The organism is Polaribacter filamentus (assembly GCF_002943715.1).
GTDB classification, from domain to species: Bacteria; Bacteroidota; Bacteroidia; order Flavobacteriales; family Flavobacteriaceae; genus Polaribacter; species Polaribacter filamentus.
Window position 1 is genome coordinate 2,713,322 of record NZ_MQUA01000013.1, and the last position, 20,508, is coordinate 2,733,829.

15 protein-coding genes are annotated in these 20,508 nt (G+C 30.8%); 7 read left to right on the plus strand and 8 right to left on the minus strand.

Annotation, left to right across the window (positions count from 1 at the left end):
- The first annotated feature begins 538 nt into the window (after positions 1-538).
- Genes BST83_RS14385 through BST83_RS14405 form a run of 5 tightly spaced genes read left to right on the plus strand, consistent with a single transcriptional unit; the run spans position 539 to position 6,034 of the window.
- Complete coding sequence (locus BST83_RS14385) at positions 539-1,231, plus strand: glycosyltransferase family 2 protein (protein ID WP_104810390.1); 693 nt, start codon at positions 539-541, stop codon at positions 1,229-1,231.
- Complete coding sequence (locus tag BST83_RS14390; protein ID WP_104810391.1) at positions 1,231-2,721, plus strand: cellulose synthase family protein; 1,491 nt, start codon at positions 1,231-1,233, stop codon at positions 2,719-2,721. Before BST83_RS14385 ends, BST83_RS14390 begins: the two co-directional genes overlap by 1 nt.
- Positions 2,721-4,151 (plus strand): MptA/MptB family glycosyltransferase, encoded by a 1,431-nt coding sequence (locus tag BST83_RS14395; RefSeq protein WP_104810392.1) that lies wholly within the window; start codon positions 2,721-2,723, stop codon positions 4,149-4,151. Before BST83_RS14390 ends, BST83_RS14395 begins: the two co-directional genes overlap by 1 nt.
- A 58-nt stretch (positions 4,152-4,209) precedes the next feature.
- Complete coding sequence (locus tag BST83_RS14400; RefSeq protein WP_104810393.1) at positions 4,210-5,223, plus strand: LacI family DNA-binding transcriptional regulator; 1,014 nt, start codon at positions 4,210-4,212, stop codon at positions 5,221-5,223.
- 1 nt (position 5,224) lies between these two features.
- Complete coding sequence (locus BST83_RS14405) at positions 5,225-6,034, plus strand: HAD family hydrolase (RefSeq protein WP_367889173.1); 810 nt, start codon at positions 5,225-5,227, stop codon at positions 6,032-6,034.
- 124 nt (positions 6,035-6,158) lie between these two features.
- Here BST83_RS14405 and BST83_RS14410 read toward each other — a convergent pair whose 3' ends face one another.
- Positions 6,159-6,950 carry a DUF2797 domain-containing protein gene (locus BST83_RS14410; protein WP_104810394.1) on the minus strand — a complete coding sequence of 264 codons (792 nt, stop codon included), beginning with the start codon at positions 6,948-6,950 and terminating at the stop codon, positions 6,159-6,161.
- Between the two features lie 59 nt (positions 6,951-7,009).
- Here BST83_RS14410 and BST83_RS14415 point away from each other — a divergent pair, with 59 nt between their 5' ends.
- The gene (locus BST83_RS14415) at positions 7,010-8,518 is read left to right on the plus strand and encodes a GH3 auxin-responsive promoter family protein (RefSeq protein WP_104810395.1); all 1,509 of its coding nucleotides are present in this window, start codon (positions 7,010-7,012) and stop codon (positions 8,516-8,518) included.
- A gap of 1 nt (position 8,519) precedes the next feature.
- On the opposite strand, the gene BST83_RS14420 is transcribed toward BST83_RS14415, so the two are convergent.
- The 7 genes from BST83_RS14420 to BST83_RS14450 form a co-directional block, all read right to left on the minus strand.
- Entirely contained in the window at positions 8,520-10,400 is a 1,881-nt protein-coding gene (locus BST83_RS14420; RefSeq protein WP_104810396.1) for a hypothetical protein, read from the minus strand.
- A gap of 69 nt (positions 10,401-10,469) precedes the next feature.
- Entirely contained in the window at positions 10,470-11,447 is a 978-nt protein-coding gene (locus tag BST83_RS14425) for a polyprenyl synthetase family protein (protein WP_104810886.1), read from the minus strand.
- Positions 11,448-11,469: 22 nt separating this feature from the next.
- Complete coding sequence (locus BST83_RS14430; protein ID WP_104810397.1) at positions 11,470-11,958, minus strand: hypothetical protein; 489 nt, start codon at positions 11,956-11,958, stop codon at positions 11,470-11,472.
- A gap of 11 nt (positions 11,959-11,969) precedes the next feature.
- Entirely contained in the window at positions 11,970-13,007 is a 1,038-nt protein-coding gene (rlmN, locus tag BST83_RS14435) for a dual-specificity RNA methyltransferase RlmN (protein ID WP_104810398.1), read from the minus strand.
- Between the two features lie 257 nt (positions 13,008-13,264).
- Positions 13,265-14,572 (minus strand): IS4 family transposase, encoded by a 1,308-nt coding sequence (locus BST83_RS14440; protein WP_146092176.1) that lies wholly within the window; start codon positions 14,570-14,572, stop codon positions 13,265-13,267.
- Positions 14,573-14,780: 208 nt separating this feature from the next.
- Positions 14,781-15,830, minus strand: a complete 1,050-nt coding sequence (queA, locus tag BST83_RS14445) for a tRNA preQ1(34) S-adenosylmethionine ribosyltransferase-isomerase QueA (RefSeq protein ID WP_104810400.1) — start codon at positions 15,828-15,830, stop codon at positions 14,781-14,783.
- 74 nt (positions 15,831-15,904) lie between these two features.
- Positions 15,905-17,134, minus strand: a complete 1,230-nt coding sequence (locus tag BST83_RS14450; RefSeq protein WP_104810401.1) for a 3-phosphoshikimate 1-carboxyvinyltransferase — start codon at positions 17,132-17,134, stop codon at positions 15,905-15,907.
- Between the two features lie 55 nt (positions 17,135-17,189).
- On the opposite strand from BST83_RS14450, the gene BST83_RS14455 reads away from it, so the two are divergent.
- The gene (locus tag BST83_RS14455; protein WP_104810402.1) at positions 17,190-20,297 is read left to right on the plus strand and encodes a WD40/YVTN/BNR-like repeat-containing protein; all 3,108 of its coding nucleotides are present in this window, start codon (positions 17,190-17,192) and stop codon (positions 20,295-20,297) included.
- Positions 20,298-20,508 lie beyond the last annotated feature (211 nt).

Genomic DNA, 20,508 nt, shown 5'->3' on the forward strand with positions numbered 1-20,508 from the left:
TAACATCGCTTAAAATTCTGAGTGCATCTATGAGAAAACTCAGGTTATCTGCCTGCAATAACTCCTAAAAATGAAACATTTTTTTATCATTTATATCATAGTCACTATTTTTTTTCTGATCAAAAGAAATATCAAAAAGAATTCTATGCAAACGGACAAATAGAAAAAGAAGGTTGTATTTTAAACAATAGTAAAATTGATTATTGAAAATTCTATTACAAAAACGGAAACCTGAAAAAAGAAGGTCTTTTTAAAGATAATTTAGAAACAAAATATTGGTACTTTTACAGTCCGAATTCTTTCAAAAAAAAGGTCATTTCAATATGAGAAACAAGATGATTGGTGGTTATTTTATGATAAAAACGGACAAGTACATCATAAATATTAATTGCAAAATAATTAGACAAATGGGAATTGTTTAATATATCAGAAAAGTAAATTAATAAAAGCTTCCAAATTTAAGGACGGAAAAAAGCTACGTGAATGGAAAGATTTATCATCCTTTAAAAAAGAAAACACCCTGAGTGATTTAAGCTAAATGAAACCAATCATAAAAGTTATTATTCCTGCTTATAATGAGCAAGATGCTATTACAAAAGTTATTAACGACATCCCCAAAATAGTGGATGAAATAATTGTTATTAGCAATAATTCTACTGATAATACAGAAATAAATGCACAAAATGCAGGTGCAACGGTTTTAAAAGAATCAAGAAAAGGATATGGTTATGCTTGTTTAAAAGGAATTGATTACATTGAAAAACAAAAAATAAAACCAGAAATTGTTGTATTTTTGGACGGTGATTATTCCGATTACCCAGAACAATTAACAGCAATTATTGCACCGATTATAAATGACAATATTGATTTTGTAGTTGGAGCTCGTGTAAAAAAATTACGTGAAAAAGGGTCAATGACGCCACAACAAATTTTCGGAAACTGGCTTGCAACCTTTTTAATGAAGCTTTTGTTTAGAGCAAAATTTACAGATTTAGGCCCATTTAGAGCTATTAAATATGATAAATTACTAGCATTAAATATGCAAGATAAGACGTATGGTTGGACTGTGGAGATGCAATTAAAAGCATTAAAGCAAAAATTGACATATACAGAAATTTTTGTGAAATATAGAAACAGAATTGGTGTTTCTAAAGTATCCGGTACAATAAAAGGTACTATATTTGCAGGAATTAAAATTTTAGGTTGGATTTTTAAATACAGTTTTAAATAATGTTTTTAGAATATTTTATTATTATCGTCTACACGGTCTCGCTACTGCTCATTTTCATGTATGCAGTTGCGCAATTAAACTTACTTATAAATTATTTAAAATACAAAAACAAACAAGATAACTCAGTTAAATTCGACTTCACAAATCCAGAAGAGGTTCCTTATGTAACAATACAACTACCCGTTTTTAACGAGTTGTATGTGATGAAACGTTTATTAAAAAACATAGCTAAAATAGACTATCCTAAAGAGAAATTAGAAATTCAAGTTTTAGATGATTCTACAGACGAATCTATAGAAATGACTTCTAAGTATATTAAAAAAGTTCAAGAATTAGGGATTGACATTCAACATATTAGAAGAACAAATAGACAAGGTTACAAAGCTGGGGCTTTGAAAGAAGGCTTAAAAACAGCAAAAGGCGAATTTATTGCCATTTTTGACGCAGATTTTCTACCAAAACCAAATTGGTTGTATGAAACTGTTCCGTATTTTAAAGATCCCCAAATAGGAGTTGTTCAAACAAGATGGAGTCATATTAACAGAAATTACTCTACACTTACAAAAATTCAGGCATTTATGCTCGATGCGCATTTTACCTTAGAGCAAGTAGGTAGAAATAGCCAAGGCCATTTTATAAATTTTAATGGAACTGCAGGTGTTTGGCGTAAAGAATGCATATACGACGCGGGCAATTGGGAAGGGGATACACTTACGGAAGACATCGATTTAAGTTACAGAGCGCAACTTAAAAATTGGAAATTCAAATATCTTGAGAAAGTAGAAACTCCTGCTGAACTTCCAGTAGTTATTAGCGCGGCAAGAACTCAGCAATTTCGATGGAATAAAGGTGGAGCTGAGAATTTTCAAAAAATGGCAAAACGCATTCTTCTTAGTAAAAATATTTCTGTCAAAACAAAAATTCATGGTTTATTACACTTATTGAATAGCTCTATGTTTATTTGTATTTTTCTAGTGGCCATTTTAAGTATACCAATGTTATATATTAAAAATGAGTACGCACATTTAAAAAATTACTTTTATATAATGAGTTTTTTTGTAATGAGTTCATTAATATTTTTTGTTTGCTATTGGTATATGTACAAAAACATTTTTGGCAACGGAATTAAAAATTTCCTTAAATATATATTTGCTTTTTTAACATTCTTTTCTGTTGCAATGGGATTTTCATTACACAATACAATTGCAGTTCTAGAGGGTCATTTTGGCAAAAAAAGCGAATTTGTTAGAACACCAAAATTCAATATTATCACTTTAAAAGATGGATGGAAAAACAACAAATACATCAAGAAAAAACCATCTATTCACGTAATTTTAGAAGGAATGTTAGCCTTATATTTTGTTTTTGGAATGTACAGCGCCTTTATTGTTGGTGATCAAGGAGGAGATTTTGGACTATTTCCTTTTCACTTTATGCTTTTTGTGGGGTTTGGTTATGTCTTTTTCAAGTCGGTTTTTTCTAAAGCATAATGTCTTTTGTCTCAAAAAATAAAGTTACGCTACTATCTTTAATAAGCACAATTCTTTATTTTTTATTTGCCTATTTTTTAGAAAGAACAGCGTTTTACGAACTCACATTTTTGTGGGTTTTTCTCTTTGGATGTTTTTATCTTTTAATGAAAAAAAACACTCTTTCTTTTACTAATTTAGCAAGTATTTCTATTCTTTTTAGGCTGATATTTTTGTTTTCAATTCCGAATCTATCACAAGATTTTTATCGATTTATTTGGGATGGAAGGATGATTTTAGAAGGTTTTAACCCTTATTTATCTTTGCCCGAAACCTTTATTCAACAAGGGTTTTACCCAATTTCTGATGCGTCAGAATTGTATCATGGAATGGGCGAATTAAATGGAAGCCACTATACAAATTATCCACCTTTAAATCAATTGTGCTTTTTAATTGCAGCATTATTTTCTAGTAAAAGCATTTTTGGTTCAGTTATCATTTTAAGGTTGCTCATTATTCTTGCTGATATTGGAATTTTATATTTTGGAAAAAAACTTCTAGAAAATCTAAACCTTCCTGTAAAAAATATTTTTTGGTATGCTTTAAATCCGTTTGTTATTATAGAATTAACGGGGAATTTACATTTTGAATCTGTAATGATTTTCTTTTTAATTTGGGGATTATACAAATTACAGCAACAAAAATGGATTTTAGCCGCAATTTTAATCGCTTGTTCTATTTCTATAAAATTAATTCCGTTATTATTTTTACCCTTGTTTTATCAATGGTTTGTAAAAGGGGGCATCCTGGCGAACAACATAAAGCAACCGGTTGACGAAAAAGAAATAATAGTAATAAAAACACCTCTAAAAAAATGGATTTCGGCCTTTACAGAAATGAAAAAGCTCTTGTTATTTTATGCTATAACACTAGGAACAACAGCACTATTTTTTCTTCCTTTTTACACATCAAAATTAATTACAAACTACAAAAGTTCGGTTAGTTTATGGTTTACAGAATTTGAATTTAACGCAAGTTTTTATTACCTTTTTAGAGCTATTGGTTTCCTTTTTAGAGGTTGGAATGAAATTGTATTAATCGGAAAAATCACGACAATTTTAACCATCCTTTTTATAATTACAATTAGTTTATTCAGAAAAAACATAACGTTAGTTCAATTGATAACAGCCCTTTTATTTGGTTTGTGTTTCTATTACTTTACAGCAACAACCGTTCACCCTTGGTATTTGGCAACACCAATAGTTTTATCGGTTTTTACAAAATATAAATTCCCTATAGTTTGGAGTTTAGTAATTATTTTAAGTTATCAAGGATACTCTAATTTCCCTTGGAAAGAAAATTTATGGTTGGTAGCTATTGAATATTTTGTAGTATTTTCTTTTTTAATTTATGAAATAAAAAAAATAAGAGTGACAAAGCTTACAATTTAATAATTTATTGAAAAATGAGTGAGTATATTTTTATATATTCGTATTTAATTTTGTTTACATGGGAAAGCTTACGATAAAAGATATTGCAAAAGAATTTAATGTTTCTATTTCTACTGTTTCTAAAGCACTGAATGACAGCTATGAAATTAGCGAAGCTACCAAATCAAAAATTCAAAAATATGCCAAAGAGCATAATTATAAACCAAACTTTAATGCCTTAAGTTTAAAAAATAGAAGCACCAAAACTATTGGAATAATTATTCCTACAATGTTAAAGTATTTCTTTGCACAGGTTTTTAAAGGAATTGAAAAAACTGCTCTAGAAAGAGGATATAAAGTAATTGCTTGTATCTCAAATGAATCTTATACTAAAGAAGTTGAAATTATAGAAATGCTCTCTAATGGAAGTATCGATGGTTTTATTTTGTCGATGTCTAAAGAAACCGAACTTAAAAAAGAATTTAATCATTTTAAAGAAACAATAGAAAATGGCACTCCCATTGTGATGTTTGATAGAGTTGCAGCGCCAATAGATTGTGATAAAATCATTACTGATGATTTTAATGGTGCTTTAAATACTGTTGAACATTTATACAAAACAGGGCATAAAAATATTGCTTTTGTATCTACATTAAGTAATTTACATATTGGCGAACAGCGTTTATTGGGTTACAAAAAAGGGTTAGAAAATGTTGGTTTACCATTTAATGAGAAGTTGGTAGTTAATATTTTAGACAAAGATTACAAAGAATACGAAGCTATTTTGATTCCTTTTTATAAAGAAAATAAAATTGATGGAGTTATTACAACTGGTGAATCTGCAGCAGTTGCTGCTATGAAAGCAGGTTTAAAATCTGGTCTTGAAATACCAAAGGATTTATCTGTAATTGCGTTTTCTAACGGAATTCTGGCAAGACACTCCAGCCCAAAAATGACAACTATTAGTCAGCATGGAGAACAAATGGGAGAAACTGCTGCTAAAATTTTGATTGATAAATTAGAGAAAAAACATACAGAAATTGTCACTAAAGTGATAAAAACTGATTTAGTAATTAGAGATTCCTCAAGATAAAATGATGGATTTTTCTAAAGTGAAATTAGTAGTTTCTGATATGGACGGAACTTTGTTAAACTCAAAGGGTAAAGTGAGTCCGCAATTTTTTAATCTTTTTAAAGAACTACAAAAACGTAACATTTATTTTTGCGCCGCAAGTGGTAGGCAACACAATAGTATTGTTGATAAATTAGCTAGCATAAAAAATGATATTCATGTTATTGCAGAAAATGGTGCAATTGCGAAGAAGGGTGAAGAAATTCTATTATTAACTTCTTTAGCCTCAGAAAAAATTACCAGTATTATTCCGGTTTTAAGAAGCATAAAAGATGCCAATTTGGTTTTGTGTTCACAAAATTCTGCGTTTATAGAGAGTAAAGACGAACGTTTTATTTCTTTATTTCAAGAATATTATTACAGTTTTCAAGTAGTTGATGACTTAATGAAAGTTGCAAAAACAACACCTGTTTTAAAAATTGCAATTTATCATTTTGATTCTTCAGAAGAATTTATTTATCCGGCAATACAGCATTTAAAAGATGATTATTTGTTAAAAATTTCTGGTCAAAATTGGTTAGATATTTCTGATAAAAAAGCGAACAAAGGAAATGCTTTAAGGGAGCTTCAAAAGCTTTTAAATATTACCAAAGAAGAAACGATGGTTTTTGGTGATTATCATAATGATATAGAAATGATGCAGGAAGCTGACTTTAGTTTTGCTATGAAAAATGCGCACAAAGACATTAAAGAACTTGCAAACTACGAAACGGAAAACAATGATAATTTTGGGGTTGAAGTTATTTTAGAAAAACTGATTGCTTCTTTATAGTTTTTCAACAGCGTTTTTTATTTCCATTTATTCACTGATATTAAAACTCTCTTTTCTGGATTTTTGCCGCAGAATCTCGCACAAAGACTATGCTTTCTTTGTTACTGTGTGCGTAGAAGAAAAATTACACGTCTATGGAAACAACTAAACCTTCATTACTTCTCACATTAAAAACAGTTTCATCCTCAAAAATTAAATATTGACCTTTTATTCCAACTAATTTACCCGTGTAACTTGGCGTTTTAATTAAATTTAAACTTTTAGGTTTCTCTGGATATTTTAAAACAGGAAAGTTTATGTGAGTTTCCGAATTATTTTCAATAAAATACTGTTTTGCTTCATCAGGAATAAACTCTTTTAACTTCTCTCTCCACTCCACCAAGTTTTCATCTTCAATATCATTCTTAAGCATTTTGCGCCAATTGGTTTTATCGCCAACATAATTCTTTAAGGCAACCTCTGTAATTCCTGCTAAATATCTGTTTGGCACCTCAACTATTTCGATGGCTTCATGCGCTCCTTGATCAATCCATCTTGTTGGTATTTGCTGTTTTCTAGTTACACCAACTTTTACATTGCTAGAATTTGCCAAATACACAATATGCGGTTGTAATTGTACCGATTTTTCATAAGCCAAATCTCTGTCTTCAATATCTAAATGTGCGGTACTTAATTCCGGTCTCATAATCCAATCTGCGGCATTCGGAATCTCAAAAAAGCAATTTTTACAAAAACCTTGTCTGTAAATTTTCTTTTCTAAGTGACAATTTAAACATTCGTAGGTAACAAAACGTATAGTTATCTCTTTATTTAACAACTGATTAACATTCAAAAAATCAGATTTCATATCTAAATAATACTGAATTTCCGCTAAATTTTCAGTTTTCATTTTTTTTAGGACTCCTTGATATTCCATAACCAATTTTTAGTATTTTTAATGCCTCACAAACGTACGTAAAAAACACAACTTTATCCATGGCTTTTCCCATTGTAAATTCTATAATTTCTTGGTTTTTAAGAAAACGAGTGCATCAAATAGAGCTATTTTTAAAATACCCTATTAATGTGCAAGAAGAACTTTTATTAAAGCTCGTTTCAACTGCAAAAAATACTGAATTTGGAAAAGAATATAATTTTTCATCCATCAAAAATTATAAAGATTTTGCTAAAAACATTCCAATTCAGAAATACGAAAGTATAGAGCCTTTAATAGAACGTTGCAGAAAAGGGGAGCAAAATTTATTTTGGCCAACAGCTATAAAATGGTTTGCAAAATCTAGCGGAACTACAAATGCAAAAAGTAAATTTATACCCGTAAGTGATGAAGCGTTAGAATATTGCCACATGAAAGCCGGTAAAGACATGTTGTGTTTGTACATCAACAACAATGAGGAAACACAGTTGTTTACTGGCAAAGGTTTAAAATTAGGCGGAAGCTCTGCAATTTACGAAGACAACAATTCTTACTTTGGCGATTTGTCTGCAATTATTACAGAAAACCTACCGTTTTGGGCAGATTATAGTTCTGCCCCTAGTCAAGGAGTTGCTTTAATGGCCGAGTGGGAAACCAAAATGGAAGCTATTATTGATGAAACCATCCATGAAGATATTACAAGTTTGGTTGGCGTACCAAGTTGGATGTTGGTGCTTTTAAACAGGGTTTTAGAAAGAACAGGTAAAAATAATATTACAGAAGTTTGGCCTAATTTGGAGGTGTATTTTCATGGCGGCGTAAACTTTAATCCATATCGAGAACAGTATAAAAAACTGATTCCGAAAGCGGATTTTAAGTATTATGAAATCTATAATGCTTCCGAAGGATTTTTTGCAATTCAGGATAGAAACGATTCTAAAGAATTATTGTTGATGTTAGATTATGGAATTTTCTATGAATTTATTCCGATGTCAAAATATAAAGGAGAAAGTTCTAAAACAATTCCTTTATCAAAAGTAAAAATAGGAGTTAATTACGCCTTAATTATTACTACCAATAGTGGCTTGTGGCGCTATTTAATAGGCGATACGATTCGGTTTACCTCGTTATCCCCTTTTAGAATTCAAATTACAGGAAGAACAAAACATTATATAAATGTATTTGGCGAAGAATTAAATATAGAAAATGTAGAAGATGCTTTAAAATTAGCTTGTGAAAAAACAAATGCATTAATTACGGATTATACGGTAGGTCCTATTTTTATGAAGGATAAAAAAAGTGGTGGTCATGAATGGGTAATTGAGTTTAATCAAATACCTGAAAACATGAACTATTTTACCGAATTATTAGACAATGCTTTAAAGTCTATCAATTCTGATTATGAAGCAAAACGGTACAACTCTTTAACACTTGCAATGCCAAAAATTCATGTGGCAAAAGAGGGTTTGTTTTATGATTGGCTAAAAAATAAAGGCAAACTTGGCGGACAGCATAAAGTACCAAGATTATCAAATTCTAGAGAGTTTGTTGAGGAATTATTAGAGTTATAAACTACTCCTTTTCGCAATTCTCACAGTATGTTTTTCTTAAATACTCATTCTCTAATAGTTGAAAAGTAACACCGTTATCTAAAGAAGAATTAAACAATTTACAAAACCTTTCTCTGTTCATATTAATTGAGTTTAACATAATTGTTCTGTAATTTTTTGAAGCAACATTATATTTGTTAGTGATTGTTAAATTTAGATAATAGAACAATAAATCTTCATCTATAGTAATGGTTCTTACTTTTTCTTCTAACAAATCTGTAGCATCATCAATATTAGCATAATACGTTAGAAATTGCGCTAAGCTTAAATAATCATAATCGGATAAATTAAAGTTTTCATAGCTGTCTACTATAAATTCTACAGAGACATCTTTTTCGTCATACTTTCTTGCTTTCAAGTTTTTTTCTGCTTTTACAATATGAAAGTTTACCAACATTCTGTCAATTAAAGGTGTACTAACTTCATGATTTTTAAGACCTATAATTTCGTTTTTAAAATCTGAATCTTTGATTTGTTCCCAATTATTTCTCCAAATAACAAATTTTAAAACCACCAAATTATATTTTATTCTTCCGTTTTTTGGATCTATTTTTTCAAGTGATTTTAATTCATCGAAAGCAATTTTAGCATAACTTACATTCAACAAATATTTAAACATACTGTTTTTTGTTAAAACAGGTATAAACTTTACTTGCTTTGGTACATTTAATTCTCTTAATTTATCTGGTGAATTTTCATCCTTTAATTTCTCAAAAAGTGAGTTTTGTACAACTAATGCTTCTTCAATATTCTCATCTTCAATCAGTTTATTAAAAGTAGAAATTAAAACACTAGTGGTCATCTCCTTGTATTTATCTTTCTTTTCTAAATCAAGAATAATAACTGCTTTTCTATGATTTTGCAAATACACTTCTAAACCAGCAGAAAGTGCACCAATTAATTTTTGTTTGATTTCTTTTTTTGAGAGTTCTTTTAGATACTCATACTTGCTTGTAGTAATATCATTTAAAAACTCCACCCAATTTTCTGATGATGAAATTTCTGTAACTATATCCGGTTTTTGGAAGGATTGTAGCGATTTAGCAATACTATTTGCACGTTGTTTTTGCAATTCTAAGTTTCTTTCTAAACTGCCTTCAATAGAAGAATATGCTTTTATATTTATTTTTTTAATATTAAAATTAGTCAATTTTAAAGAATCATATAAGGGTTTTATATCTTCTGGTAAATACGATGATTTGTTTTTTTGAAACGGAATTACAAAATTTAATTTCTTGTATTTCGTGCTAAATTTATCATTGCTACTTGTTATTCTTTCTGATTTATACGTAAGTGAATCCAAATAAACACCCATATCTAATAAACCCCAAGGATACGATTCTAGATTGTAGACACTTTGATATCTGCAAAGCACTTTATTGTTTAAAAACAGTATGTTAAATTCTAATTCTTCATCCCTCAAGTTTTCCGGAACAGTGCCTACAAACGTTTCAAATCGATCGCCTTTAGTAGGTTTAAACCCTCTAACTAATTGTTGCGCATAAACAGGCTCTAAAATAACACCTCTTATCTGAGTATCATCTATATTTTTATCGCATTCATATCTAGATTTCGCAACCACATCGATGGCAATTCCGTCACCAGATTTTTTAAACAAGTTCATTGCCCATGCTTCATCTGTTACCTTAAAATATAATTTATCATTTTCCCGAACGATAGAAAAACCAACTTCTTTAGGTTTGTTTTTGAAATAACTATTAAAATAGGAGCATTTATTATCTTGATTTGAATTTTGTGTAAAAATTATATCAAAAGCATTTTGAGCTTTTATGGAAGAAAAACAAAAGAGGGAAATTAAAATAGCAAAAAGTATTTTTTTCATAGCATTTAATTTGCACCAATTTATAAAAATTTATCAAATTAAAAACACTTAAATAGCCAAAATATAAAACTAAACCTTTCGCTCTACAACGTAATTAATCATCATTATTAAAGAACTTTTATAAGGTGATTCTGGGTAGCTTTCTAAAGTAGCCAAAGCTCGATTTTTGTAATCGTACATTTTATTTGTAGTGTATTCTATACCGCCATTTTCTTTTACAAAATCGATCACTTCTTTTACACGTTTTTTATCCTTATTGTGTTTTTTAATTGAATTTATCAACCAGCTTTTTTCCTCAGAAGTACAGGTATTTAAAGTGTGAATTAAAGGCAAGGTCATTTTTTGTTCTTTGATATCAATCCCGGTAGGTTTGCCAATTTTATCGTCTGTATAATCAAACAAATCGTCTTTTATCTGAAAAGCAATACCTATGTATTCTCCAAATTTTCGCATTTGTTGCACAGTATCTTGTTTTGCGCCAACAGAAGCAGCGCCGATTCCGCAACAAGCAGCTATTAAAGTAGCTGTTTTCTGGCGGATAATATCAAAGTAAACATCTTCTGTAATGTCTAACTTTCTTGCTTTTTCTATCTGTAATAATTCGCCTTCACTCATTTCACGAACTGCGATAGAAATCAGTTTTAACAAATCAAAATCTTCGTTATCGATCGATAATAATAATCCTTTAGACAATAAAAAATCGCCTACTAAAACTGCGATTTTATTTTTCCAGAGTGCATTAACAGAGAAAAACCCTCTACGCCTGTTGCTATCGTCAACTACGTCGTCATGCACTAAAGTTGCTGTGTGAATTAACTCTACTACGGATGCGCCTCGATAGGTTCGTTCGTCAAAACCACCGTCAGAAACCATTTTTGCCACTAAAAAAACAAACATTGGTCGCATTTGTTTTCCTTTTCTACGAACAATATAAAAAGTAATTCTATTTAAAAGCGGAACTTTAGACAACATAGAATCTTTGAATTTTCTTTCAAAGAGTTCCATCTCCTTTTTAATGGGAAGTTTTATAAGTTCTACTGGTTTCATCCTGTTTTTTTTATAAATATAATTAAAGTATAAAACGTACACCATAAACTAGAACAACAGGAGAAACATTTAGCTGAACGCTAATTTTTTTAGCAATTCTATAATCTAAACTTATACCCCCAGTACCATTTATTTCACCATTAAATATAAAAGTATTTCTAAATGGTATTCCTGTTACATCTTGAAGTCGACCACCATAACCATGCATAATTCCAAACCCATAAATAAAATTAAGCTTTTCTATTAATTTTATTTGCCTTTTGTAAATAAGAGCAATTGTAAAAAAGTCATACGAATTTTTAAAAACAGCTAATTCTATACTTTTATAATTATAACTAGTATACCAAACATCTAAAAAATCAAAGTCTTTTGTATGACTTCCAACAGGTAAAAATGTTATCGACGTTTCTAATTCTTCACCCTTAATTGTTTCCCAAAAAGATTTCTTTTTATCTTGAGCAGATAAGCTAAATGAACCTAAAATTAATATGCTAATAATAAAATTTTTCATAGCTAAAATTTTTATGATTTATTTGCCAATTGTCCGCAAGCAGCATCAATATCTTTACCTCTACTTTTTCTTACGTTTACCGTAATATCATTCATTTCCAAATTAGAAATATAATTATTTATGGCTGATGAACTAGCTTGTTGGAATTCACCATCATCAATAGGGTTGTATTCTATTAAATTAACTTTACAAGGTACAGCTTTACAAAACTCAACCAATGCCGTGATGTCTTCTCTTTTATCATTAATTCCTTCCCAAACAATATATTCGTAGGTAATTTCTCGTTTTGTTTTTTCATACCAATATTCTAAAGATTCTTTCAAGTCTTTTAAAGGAAAGTTGGTATTAAAAGGCATTATAGATGTTCTAACTTCATCAATAGCAGAATGCAAAGAAACGGCTAAATTGAATTTCACTTCTTCATCTGCCATCATTTTAATCATTTTTGGCACGCCAGAAGTAGACACTGTAATTCTTTTTGAGGACATTCCTAAGCCTTCTGGAGAAGTGATCATTTCTATAGATTTCATCACGTTTTTATAGTTCATTAAGGGTTCGCCCATGCCCATAAAAACAATATTTGTTAGTTTACGATTGTGATATAATCTACTTTGTTTATCAATAATTACCACCTGATCGTAAATTTCATCCGGATTTAAATTACGCATCCTTTTTAAACGAGAAGTTGCACAAAACTTACAATCTAAACTACAACCAACTTGGCTAGAAACACAAGCGGTTGTTCTTTTTTTAGTCGGAATTAGAACTGATTCAACTATAAAACCATCGTGTAATTTAATTCCGTTTTTGATCGTACCATCTGCACTTTTTTGCATGGAATCAACCTTAATATGATTGATTACAAAATTTGCTTCTAACATTTCTCTGGTTTCTTTAGAAATGTTGGTCATGTCTTCGAAGGTATGCAAAGACTTGCTCCAAAGCCATTCATAAACTTGATTTCCACGAAATGATTTATCGCCATTTTCTACAAAAAAATCGCGTAATTGTTCTTTAGTTAAGGCTCTAATGTCTTTCTTGTTGTCCAAAATATTACTTTAAAGTTTTAAAAAATTGAAGATTTATTTCTGCAAAAATACGCATATAATTTGAGCTTATGATTGTCTTTTGCAAGTACCTCTGCGTTAGCGATTGAAGTGGCATCCTTTTTATAACCTTTTTAAATCTGCATCATTGCTAGATTTTATGAGATTGCCACAGTTTACAAAAAAATAAACTAAACAATGGCAGTTATAAAGAGGTACAACGCAAAGCGCGACCTCAATGTCATTAAGTTAAGGGATTTTCATATGCTATCTTTTTGATTTTTAGTAACTTTCGGTTTCTCTCTTCTAACATATTTCCTTATATTTCTTTGATAATATCTATTGGGTCTTATAGGGACTAGTTCTTGTTTGAACAGTATTTTAATTTGCTCCACAATAGCTTCCATATCTGTATTAGAGAAAAATAAGGATACTATTTTATTCTTCAAAAAGCCATAAGATAAATTGGTGTTTATTTTATAAGTTAACTTTCTGTTTTTTGTTTGCTCTATTATTTCATCTTCTAAATCGCTGACGATTAGTGTCTGTACGTTACTAATGAATATAGCTGCATTGAAGTCTTGTAAAATACTTTGGTTGGAATAGCCTGAAAAATGCGCTACTTTTAATTTGTTTTTCAATTCATCGTAAAAAATTTCTACACCCCATCTTTTAAAATATAGTTCCTTGAATATTTTATTAGGATACTTCTTGCTATCTAATAAAGAGGTGATTAATAATTCTGTTTCTCCGCTGGGTAATTTCACACGAAGTAATCTCACTTTTATCGGGGTATTTCTATCATATTGTTTATCAGATACAACAGCGTTTTTACTTGGGAAAATTTCTACAATTTGACTTGTTTTATTACTGGCTATAAAAGTTTTAGTAACGCCACTAAAACTTGTTTTAATTCGCATCAAATAATCGATGTTTTTTATGCAATGCGTATTTATAAAATCATAAGAGGGATATCCTCTGTCATAAATAATCAAGTCGCGTGCTTTAGTTTTTACCAAATGTAGCAATCCTAAGGCCCTTTCTCCCTCTTTTTTTGGTGATAATTGACTATCTAAAACATACTTATTTAAAACATCATAGAGTACAGAAACCCTTGCTTGAACGACGCCTGTATCTGTTTGATTTTTTACAAGACCGTAAATACCTTTCAACTCATCTGTAAAGGGAAGCGTAATGGAAGAACCGTCAACTGCTAAAACTCTAAATCCATTCCATAATTTTATTCCTAGTTCATTATCGGTATAAAATTCATCAATGAGCATCTCACTTAATTTTTTAAAAACTCCTGGTTGTATTTTTTTACGACATTGCACGAAAGCACTTTTTGTAAAAGATTTTAAACTTAATAGACCGCAGTCTCGTCTTAAATGATTTACAAAGTTTTCTATTTCTATAGAAAGGCTTTTTGTTAAAAAATTCATCATAAGTAATAAGGTTGTAGAAAAGGATTGTTTTCTTGTTCTTGTAAAATCTTTTTCTGAAACTCTAAAGCTTTCTTTAAGTTGACTACTAAAAATTTCTTTACCGATCTTTTTAAAAATAAAAATAGGTGTTTTTTTTCATCTTACATCTAATTGATTATCAGTTAAATATACGAAATTAATTTGAATATAACTAATTTAATTATCTGAATATCAGTTATTTAAATCGTTAACTTAATGACATTGAGCGCGACCTTTTTAGGGAACGCCCAAAATAAAAAAAAACTGACAATTATAAACTGTCAGTTTTTGAATTTTAATTGATAAAAGCTACCTATATAATTAGCATTGCATCTCCATATGTAGAGAATTTATAACCTTCTTTAATGGCAACTTTGTAAGCATCCATTAAAAAATCGTATCCTGCAAATGCAGCAGCCATCATCATTAATGTAGATTTTGGTGGATGAAAATTTGTAATCATGCTATTTGCGATGCTAAAATCATGCGGAGGAAAAACAAATTTATTCGTCCATCCTTCAAAAGCATTTAATTCTTGTTTTGAAGAAACTGAAGACTCTACCGTTCTCATTACGGTTGTACCAACTGCACAAATTCTTCTTTTATCAATTTTTGCTTGGTTAATTTTTGCAACAGCTGCAGCAGGAATTACAATTTGCTCAGAATCTACTTTATGCTTCGATAAATCTTCTACTTCTACAGCACTAAAAGTTCCTAAACCAACATGCAACGTCATTTCTGCAAAATCAATTCCTTTAATTTCTAACCGCTTTAATAAGTGTTTAGAAAAATGCAAACCAGCTGTTGGTGCAGCAACTGCGCCTTCATGTTTTGCATAAATTGTTTGATAACGTTCGTCATCTATAGCTTCTACTTCTCTATTGATTGATTTTGGCAAAGGAGTTTGCCCTAATTCTAGTAATTTTTCTCTAAAAGCTTCATAACTTCCGTCATATAAAAAACGTAAAGTTCTACCTCTAGAAGTGGTATTGTCTATAACTTCTGCTACTAAACTCTCGTCGTCTCCAAAAAATAATTTGTTACCAATTCTAATTTTTCTTGCTGGATCTACCAAAACATCCCACAATCTATTCTCTGCATTTAGTTCTCTTAATAAGAAAACTTCAATTCTTGCGCCAGTTTTTTCCTTATTTCCAAACATTCTTGCTGGGAAAACTTTTGTATTGTTTAACATCATTACATCACCTTCTTCAAAGTAATCAATAATGTCTTTAAACATTTTATGTTCTATAGTTTGGTCTTTTCTATTTAACACCATTAAACGAGATTCATCTCTATGTTCTGCAGGATACACTGCATAGGATTCCTCTGGCAATTCAAAATCAAATTGTGATAATTTCATATGTATATTTAGCTATAAAAGAGGCAAATATACGATATCGGAATAGGCGTTGTCAAGTGTTTGGTACTTTATATTTATAGTGAACCTATTTTAATACCTATTTGTTGCATATCCTCCCAAAATTTTTGGTAAGATTTGGTAACAACCTCAGCGTTTAAAATTTTGATAGGAACTCTTAAAGCCAAAGGTGCAAAAGCCATCGCCATCCTATGATCATTGTAGGTTTTTATAGCAATATTTTCATTAATTACTAATGATTTTTCTAGATGTAAACTTATATCCGTTACAGAAATTATAGCTCCTAATTTTGATAATTCATCATGCAAAGCAACTAATCTATCTGTTTCTTTAATCTTTAACGTATGTAAACCTGATAAATTACAAGCAATACCCTCGGCAAAACAAGTTATTGCAATTGTCTGAGCGATATCGGGCGCGTTTTTTAAATCTATTTCTAAAGTTTCTTTAGCACTTACTTTTACTTTTTTTAGGTTGATAGAATTCTCACCAAAAGTAGTTTGCACCCCAAAATGTTGGTAGATTTCGGCCAAACATGAATCGCCTTGTAAACTTTCTTTTTTATAGGCTGATAAATTAATTTCTGAACCAACATCGGCCAACGCAATAATTGAATAAAAATAACTTGCTGAACTCCAATCGGATTCTACAACAACTGTTTGTTTTTGTATTTCTTTCTTCGGATAAACCTTTATTATATTCCCTTCAAAAGAATTTTCAATTCCTAATTGCGTTAACAGACTCAAGGTCATTTTTATATAAGGCACAGAAGTAATTTTACCAATCAATTCTATTTCTAATCCGTTTTCAAGTTTAGCAGCAATCAACAATAATGAAGAAATATATTGGCTACTTACATTACCATGAATTTGAACTTTATCTTTGGTAATTTTTGTTCCTTGAATTCTAATCGGCGGATACCCAACTTTGTCTTCATAAGTAATAGTTGTACCTAAATCTTTTAGTGCATTTACCAAGATTTCTACGGGTCTGTTTTGCATTCTTTCAGAACCTGTAAGGACCGTTTCTCTGCCATTATTTGCCGCAAAATAAGAGGTTAAAAAACGCATTGCTGTACCTGCATGACTAATATCTACAATTTCATCATTTGTAGAAAGTGCGTGTTGCATGTGCACAGAATCATCAGAATCTGACAAATTCTCAATAGAAATTTCTGGAAATAGTTTTTGTAAAATCAGCAATCTATTCGATTCGCTCTTAGAACCAGAAATGGTAATACTTTCGTTTATTTTTTTATCCGCTAAAACATTTAACAATATGTCCATTCTGTAACCCAATTTTAATTCTTATTTTTAACATTCAAACTTACAACGAACCAACATGAAAAAAATTTTTTTGTTAGCAATTTGCATTTTTTTATCTGCGAATGCCAAAGTTACTGCACAAAAAAAATCTACCAAAGTTTCTAACGAATATTTTAGTGCCGTAAAATGGCGAAATATTGGTCCGTTTAGAGGCGGAAGAAGTGCCACTGTAACTGGTGTTGCTAATAAGGCTAACTTATTTTACATGGGTGCTACTGGTGGTGGTGTATGGAAAACTACGGATGCTGGGAATACTTGGCAGAATATTTCTGATGATTATTTTGGAGGTTCTGTGGGTGCAGTTGCCGTTTCTGAATCTGATAATAATGTAATTTATGTTGGAATGGGAGAAAAAACAGTTCGTGGAAATGTTTCTTCTGGAGACGGTATTTGGAAATCTGAAAACGCAGGTAAAACGTGGAAACATATCGGCTTAAAGAACTCAAGACACATTCCAAGAATGAGAATTCATCCAAAAAATGCGGATATTGTTTTTGCTGCAGTTTTGGGCGATTTATACAAACCAACGCAAGAAAGAGGTGTTTATAAATCTATTGATGGCGGCGAAAACTGGAAACGTGTTTTGTTTTCTGATGAAAATTCTGGCGCAATTGATTTAGTTATCGACCCTAATAACCCAAGAATTTTATATGCTACCACTTGGGACGTTAGAAGAACTCCTTACAGCTTATCTTCTGGCGGTAAAGGTTCTGCAATGTATAAAAGTACTGATGGTGGAGAAACTTGGACGAATATTTCTGAAAACAAAGGTTTGCCAAAAGGCATTTGGGGAATTAGCGGTGTAACCGTTTCGCCCGTAAATTCTGATATTGTTTGGGCGTTAATTGAAAACGAAAAAGGCGGAGTTTACAAATCTACAGATGCAGGAAAAACTTGGTCGCTGATCAATTCTGAAAGGAAATTACGTCAAAGAGCTTGGTATTACACACGTATTTATGCAGACACGCAAGACCAAGATATTTTTTATGTTTTAAATGTAAATTATCACAAATCTACGGATGGTGGTAAAACCTATAAAACTTACAATGCGCCGCATGGAGATCATCATGATTTATGGATTGCCCCAGAGGATAATCAAAGAATGATTATTGGTGATGATGGTGGCGCACAAGTTTCTTTTGATGCAGGCGAAAACTGGAGCACAATGAACAATCAACCCACTTCACAATTTTATAGAGTTACTACAGATAATCACTTTCCGTATCGAATTTTAGCTGCGCAACAAGACAATTCTACTATTCGAATTTCTCATAGAACTTCTGGAAGATTTATTACAGAATCTGATTGGCAAGAAACTGCTGGTGGAGAAAGTGCTCATATTGCTGTAGATCCTTTAAATGATGATATTGTTTACGGAGGGAGTTATGGTGCTCTTTTAACAAGAGTAAATCACAAAACAAATGAAACTAGAGCTATAAATGTTTGGCCAGACGACCCAATGGGCCATGGCGCAGAAGATTTTAAATATCGTTTTCAGTGGAATTTTCCAATCTTCTTTTCTCCAAATAATAAAAAGAAATTATATGCAGGATCTAATCATTTGCATGCAACTGAAAATGAAGGACAATCTTGGACAGTTATCAGTCCGGATTTAACTAGGAACGACCCAAAAACATTAGGTCCTTCTGGAGGTCCGATTACAAAAGACAATACAGGTGTTGAATATTACGGAACTATTTTTGCCGCAACAGAATCAGCTTTAGAACCTGGTCTAATTTGGACGGGTTCTGATGATGGCTTAGTGCATATCAGTAAAAATAATGGAACAACTTGGGATAACGTAACTCCTAAAAAAATGCCAGAATGGATGATGATTAATTGTATTGAGGTAAATCCTTTTACAAAAGGTAGCGCATATATTGTTGGTACAAAATATAAAACAGGCGATTACAGACCATATATTTACAAAACAGAAAATTATGGTAAAACTTGGATAGAAATTACAAACGGAATTGCAGATGAAGATTTTACGCGTGCCTTAAGAGCAGATCCAAAGAGAAAAGGGTTGCTATATGCTGGTACAGAAAGAGGTATGTATGTTTCTTTTGATGACGGTGAAAACTGGCAAAATTTTCAGCAAAATTTACCAATTGTACCAATCACGGATTTAGCCATTAAAGACGATAATTTAATTGCAGCGACGCAAGGTCGTTCACTTTGGATTATTGATGATTTAACGCCTTTACATCAACTAACCGAAGCAACTTTAAAGAAAGAAATGGTTTTATACAAGCCAAAAGATGCGTATAATTTATCTGGCGGAAATGGAAGAACATCGAGAACTGCAGGAACAAATCATGCAGGCGGAGTAGCTGTAAATTATTTTATCAAGAAAGTAAATGAAAAGGATTCTATTTCTATTTCTTTCTTTGGTTTGAATGATGTGCTTATCAAAAAATATGCTTCAAAACCCGACAAAGAAAAAGGGGAAGAAGAATTAAAAATAGAAGATGGAAACAATGTTTTTAATTGGGATATGACGCATCCTGGGGCAGAAAAAGTAGAAGGAATGATTTTGTGGTGGGCTTCTTTAGACGGCTTAATGGCTTTACCAGGAAATTACAAAGTTGAATTAGCGGTTAACGGAGTTAAAGAAACACAACTTTTCACTATTTTAAAAAACCCTGTTTCTGAGGCTACTGAAAGTGAAATGAAAGCGCAATTTGATTTTATAAACGACATCAATACAAAAATGACAGAGATTCATAAAGGCCTAAAAAACGTACAAAAAGTGAGAGGTCAGGTTGCTGTTTTAAAGAAAGCGATTAAAGACAAGGAAGCTTACAAGGAATTGCTAGATTTTGCGGATACTTTGTTAAAAGATATGACTAAGATTGAGGAAACCTTGTATCAAACAAAATCTAAAAGTGGGCAAGATCCTTTAAATTTCCCTATCCGTTTAAATAATAAATTAGCACATTTAAATTCACTTACAAGTATTGGCAACTTCGCTCCTACCCAGCCAGCAATCGATTTTAAAAATGAAATTGTTGCAGAAATTGATATTGAATTAAAGAAATTGTATTCATTGTTTGACAATGGCGTAAAAGAGCTGAATCAGAAAGTAAAAGAAAGTACTATTGATTTGATTCAAATAGACTAACTTTAAAAATGAGCAGTTTGCTCAGATAAATTTTTTAAATTCCTAAAAAATGATTCTTTTCCTTCTTAAAGTTGGATTAGAGTCATTTTTTGTGTGTAATTCTTTTAAAAAGGCATATAAATTCTAATTCTGGAATCTTTAAAAATAATTTTTATGCCTAAATCTGTACCTACAGATAAATTTCATTGAATTATATAAACAAATACCTATA

Bases quoted from the DNA above. Each gene is read 5' to 3' on its own strand.
- BST83_RS14430 (WP_104810397.1), bottom strand. From the start codon at position 11,958: ATGAAAAATTTTATTATTAGCATATTAATTTTAGGTTCATTTAGCTTA.
- BST83_RS14415 (WP_104810395.1), top strand. From the start codon at position 7,010: ATGGCTTTTCCCATTGTAAATTCTATAATTTCTTGGTTTTTAAGAAAA.
- queA (WP_104810400.1), bottom strand. From the start codon at position 15,830: ATGAAATTATCACAATTTGATTTTGAATTGCCAGAGGAATCCTATGCA.
- BST83_RS14455 (WP_104810402.1), top strand. From the start codon at position 17,190: ATGAAAAAAATTTTTTTGTTAGCAATTTGCATTTTTTTATCTGCGAAT.
- BST83_RS14410 (WP_104810394.1), bottom strand. From the start codon at position 6,950: ATGGAATATCAAGGAGTCCTAAAAAAAATGAAAACTGAAAATTTAGCG.
- BST83_RS14390 (WP_104810391.1), top strand. From the start codon at position 1,231: ATGTTTTTAGAATATTTTATTATTATCGTCTACACGGTCTCGCTACTG.
- BST83_RS14385 (WP_104810390.1), top strand. From the start codon at position 539: ATGAAACCAATCATAAAAGTTATTATTCCTGCTTATAATGAGCAAGAT.
- BST83_RS14420 (WP_104810396.1), bottom strand. From the start codon at position 10,400: ATGAAAAAAATACTTTTTGCTATTTTAATTTCCCTCTTTTGTTTTTCT.
- BST83_RS14400 (WP_104810393.1), top strand. From the start codon at position 4,210: ATGGGAAAGCTTACGATAAAAGATATTGCAAAAGAATTTAATGTTTCT.
- BST83_RS14450 (WP_104810401.1), bottom strand. From the start codon at position 17,134: ATGGACATATTGTTAAATGTTTTAGCGGATAAAAAAATAAACGAAAGT.
- BST83_RS14395 (WP_104810392.1), top strand. From the start codon at position 2,721: ATGTCTTTTGTCTCAAAAAATAAAGTTACGCTACTATCTTTAATAAGC.
- BST83_RS14405 (WP_367889173.1), top strand. From the start codon at position 5,225: ATGATGGATTTTTCTAAAGTGAAATTAGTAGTTTCTGATATGGACGGA.
- BST83_RS14425 (WP_104810886.1), bottom strand. From the start codon at position 11,447: ATGAAACCAGTAGAACTTATAAAACTTCCCATTAAAAAGGAGATGGAA.